3 protein-coding genes and 1 pseudogene (1 of these 4 cut by a window edge) are annotated in these 2,810 nt (G+C 65.3%); 1 reads left to right on the top strand and 3 read right to left on the bottom strand.

The window, feature by feature from the left end:
• Positions 1-448 (top strand): annotated as a pseudogene (locus EOC06_RS42385) (glycosyltransferase family 2 protein); the annotation flags it as partial.
• 4 nt (positions 449-452) lie between these two features.
• On the opposite strand, the gene EOC06_RS12615 reads toward EOC06_RS42385, so the two are convergent.
• The 3 genes in view from EOC06_RS12615 to rfaE1 are tightly spaced (at most 7 nt apart) and all read right to left on the bottom strand, a layout consistent with a single transcriptional unit that may run on beyond the window.
• Entirely contained in the window at positions 453-1,112 is a 660-nt protein-coding gene (locus EOC06_RS12615) for an HAD family hydrolase (RefSeq protein ID WP_127381715.1), read from the bottom strand.
• The gene (locus tag EOC06_RS12610) at positions 1,105-1,677 is read right to left on the bottom strand and encodes an SIS domain-containing protein (protein WP_013530074.1); all 573 of its coding nucleotides are present in this window, start codon (positions 1,675-1,677) and stop codon (positions 1,105-1,107) included. Before EOC06_RS12610 ends, EOC06_RS12615 begins: the two co-directional genes overlap by 8 nt.
• Before the next feature lie 7 nt (positions 1,678-1,684).
• Positions 1,685-2,810, bottom strand: the 3' portion of a protein-coding gene (rfaE1, locus tag EOC06_RS12605) for a D-glycero-beta-D-manno-heptose-7-phosphate kinase (protein ID WP_128307903.1). 380 nt of this gene lie beyond the right edge of the window; the window shows 1,126 of its 1,506 coding nt (coding positions 381-1,506); its start codon lies beyond the right edge, outside the window; the stop codon is at positions 1,685-1,687.

Genomic DNA, 2,810 nt, shown 5'->3' with positions numbered 1-2,810 from the left:
GTACATCAGACGCCGCGACAAGCTGAAGGGCTATGGCTATGCGCACCGCTGGGTGCTTCACAACAGGCTGCTGCGTCTTTTCCGCCGCGACAAGGCCACGATGGACCTCAATCTGCGGGTCCATGAGTCGTTCGAGGTGCCAGGCGAAACCGGCACGATAGAAAATGGCGTGCTGCTGCATCGCCGCGAAATGACCATTGCCGAGGATCTGGCAAGGGCCAACACCTACTCCAGCCTCAAGGTTGCCACGCTTGTCGAACGAGCCAAGAAGCCCGGCCTGATAAGACTGGTGCTGTCGCCGCTCGGCAACTTTCTGAAGTTCTACCTGGCCAAGCGCTACTTCCTGTGCGGCCGGCACGGGTTCGTCTATTCGATGCTGGTGATGCTGTATTCGTTCGCGACAGAGGCCAAGCTTTATGAAGCCTGGCGAGACAAAGATCGGATGTAAGCCGTCACGGCGCGCCCGAGGCGGTGCCAAGCGCAGCTATTGCGGCGAGCAGGCCGTCGAAATCCGCGCGCTCGCACCAAGGCCGAATTGTGAAGCCCGATCGGACAGCCGCTTGCCCGTCTACCAGCCAGCCCCGCGCGAGGCCGGCGCGTTGTCCCGCCTCCATGTCGGCCTCCTTGTCGCCGACAATCAGCGAACGCCGCAGATCGAGCCCGAGGCGCCCGGCCGCCTCCAGCAGCATGCCCGGATTGGGCTTGCGCATCGGATGATCGGCAACCGCAAGCACACCGGAGCCAGCTTCGTGATAGGCGCAGGCGACGACCATATCGACGAACGCATTGTCGACGCGCAGCAGCTCGAGCACGCGGCCATTGACGGCGGCGAAATCGCCCCAGCCGAAATAGCCACGCGCGATGCCCGACTGGTTGGTGACGATGATGACCGGAATGCCGGCCCGGTTGGCGGCGGCTATCACCGCGGCTATGTCCGCGCGCAGCACCATTTCGGCAGGATCATCCGGATAGCCCGTATCGACATTGATGGTGCCGTCGCGATCGAGGAACAGCGCCGGCGAGCCGGCGGCGAACACTCTTGAGCCGACCTGCTCGACCCATAGGCCAGGCTCCGCCAGCGGATAGCGGCCAGAGGTCGTGGGATCAGCCATTGCTGAGGCGCGCTTCGACCACCTCGCACAAATGATGGTAAAGGCACAGATGCCCCTGCTGGATGATCGGCGTCGAGGTCGACGGCACGTTGAGCAGGATATCGGACAGAGGCTTCAGCTTGCCGCCGGTGTCGCCGGTCATGCCGATCACCGTCATGTCCATCCTCCGCGCCTGTTCGGCGGCGGCGAGGATGCTCGGCGAATTGCCGCTGGTAGAGATTGCCAGAAGCACGCCGCCGGCCGCGCCATGCGCCTCGACCTGGCGCGAAAACACCGTGTCGAAGCCATAGTCGTTGCCCCAGGCGGTCAGCACCGCTGCATTGGCCGGCAGCGCGATGACATTGTAGGCCTTGCGCTCCTTGAGAAAGCGGCCGACCAGTTCGCCGGCAATGTGGATGGCGTCGCTGGCCGATCCGCCATTGCCAGCGATGAGCAGGGCCTTCCCCGACGAAAGCGCCGTCACCACCGCGCTCGCTGCCTGCTCCATCTCACCGGTCAGGTCCCGTTCGACCATGGCTGATATGGCAGCCGCCGAGCGGACAAGGTAATCGTTCAAGTCGGACATGAAACCCTCAGTTTGTGGTGCCGCCGGCGCGCAATTTGCCAATGGTGTTGGTGGTGCTTTTTCCGGCGACGAGATCGACCAGCACAACGCGGCCGCCGGCTTTCTGCACGGCATCGGCGCCGACCACGGTGTCGACGGTGTAATCGGCGCCCTTGACCAGTATGTCGGGCAGCAGCGCTTCGATCAGCGCCAGCGGCGTATCTTCCTCGAACACCACGACCGCGTCGACCGAGGCAAGTGCTGCCAGCACGCAGGCGCGGTCGTGCTGGTCGTTGACCGGGCGCCCGGCGCCCTTCAGTCGCCGCACCGAAGCATCGCTGTTGAGGCCGAGCACCAGCCGGTCGCATTGGCTGCGCGCCGCGTGCAGCAAGCTGACATGGCCGGCATGCAGGATGTCGAAGCAGCCATTGGTGAAGCCGACGCTCAGGCCCTCTTCCTTCCACGCCGCCACCATGCGCGCGGCCGACGTGGCGTCGAGGATGGCGTCCTTGTGGGCCGTCGGCCCATGCGAACGGAACAGCGCGCCGGTGAGTTCCTCGACCGTCAGCCGCGCGGTGCCGCGTTTTCCCACCACGACGCCACCAGCGGCATTGGCGATCGAAGCGGCCATGACCGTATCGGCGCCCACGGCCAGCGCCAGCGCGAAGCTCGCGATCACCGTGTCGCCGGCGCCCGAAACGTCGAACACTTCGCGCGCCTGGGTGGCGATGTGGCGCGCCTCGTCGGGGCCGACCACGCTCATGCCCTTTTCGCTGCGCGTCGCGACCACGAAATCGAAACCATGTGCCGAAATCAGCTCGCGTGCGGCACCTACGATCTCGTCATCGGCGAACACCGCATGGCCGACGGCCTCGCCGAGTTCCTTGCGGTTGGGGGTAATGGCGGTGGCCCCGGCATAGCGCGCGTAATCGCGGCCTTTCGGGTCGACCAGCACCGGCTTTCCAGCCTCGCGGCAGATGGCGATCAAGTCGCCGGCGACACCGTCGAGCAGGATGCCCTTGCCGTAATCGGACAGGATGACGATGTCGGCATGCGCCAGCGCGGCGCGGAAATGCCGGATCAGGCCGGCTCGCTCCGCAGCGCCGAGCGGCTTGATCTCCTCTTCGTCGAAACGCAGCACCTGCTGGTTGAGC

The sequence above is a fragment of the Mesorhizobium sp. M7A.F.Ca.MR.362.00.0.0 genome, from assembly GCF_004023175.1.
Classification (GTDB): domain Bacteria; phylum Pseudomonadota; class Alphaproteobacteria; order Rhizobiales; family Rhizobiaceae; genus Mesorhizobium.
This window is presented reverse-complemented; position numbering and strand designations above follow the sequence as displayed.

Bases quoted from the DNA above. Each gene is read 5' to 3' on its own strand.
- EOC06_RS12615 (WP_127381715.1), bottom strand. From the start codon at position 1,112: ATGGCTGATCCCACGACCTCTGGCCGCTATCCGCTGGCGGAGCCTGGC.
- EOC06_RS12610 (WP_013530074.1), bottom strand. From the start codon at position 1,677: ATGTCCGACTTGAACGATTACCTTGTCCGCTCGGCGGCTGCCATATCA.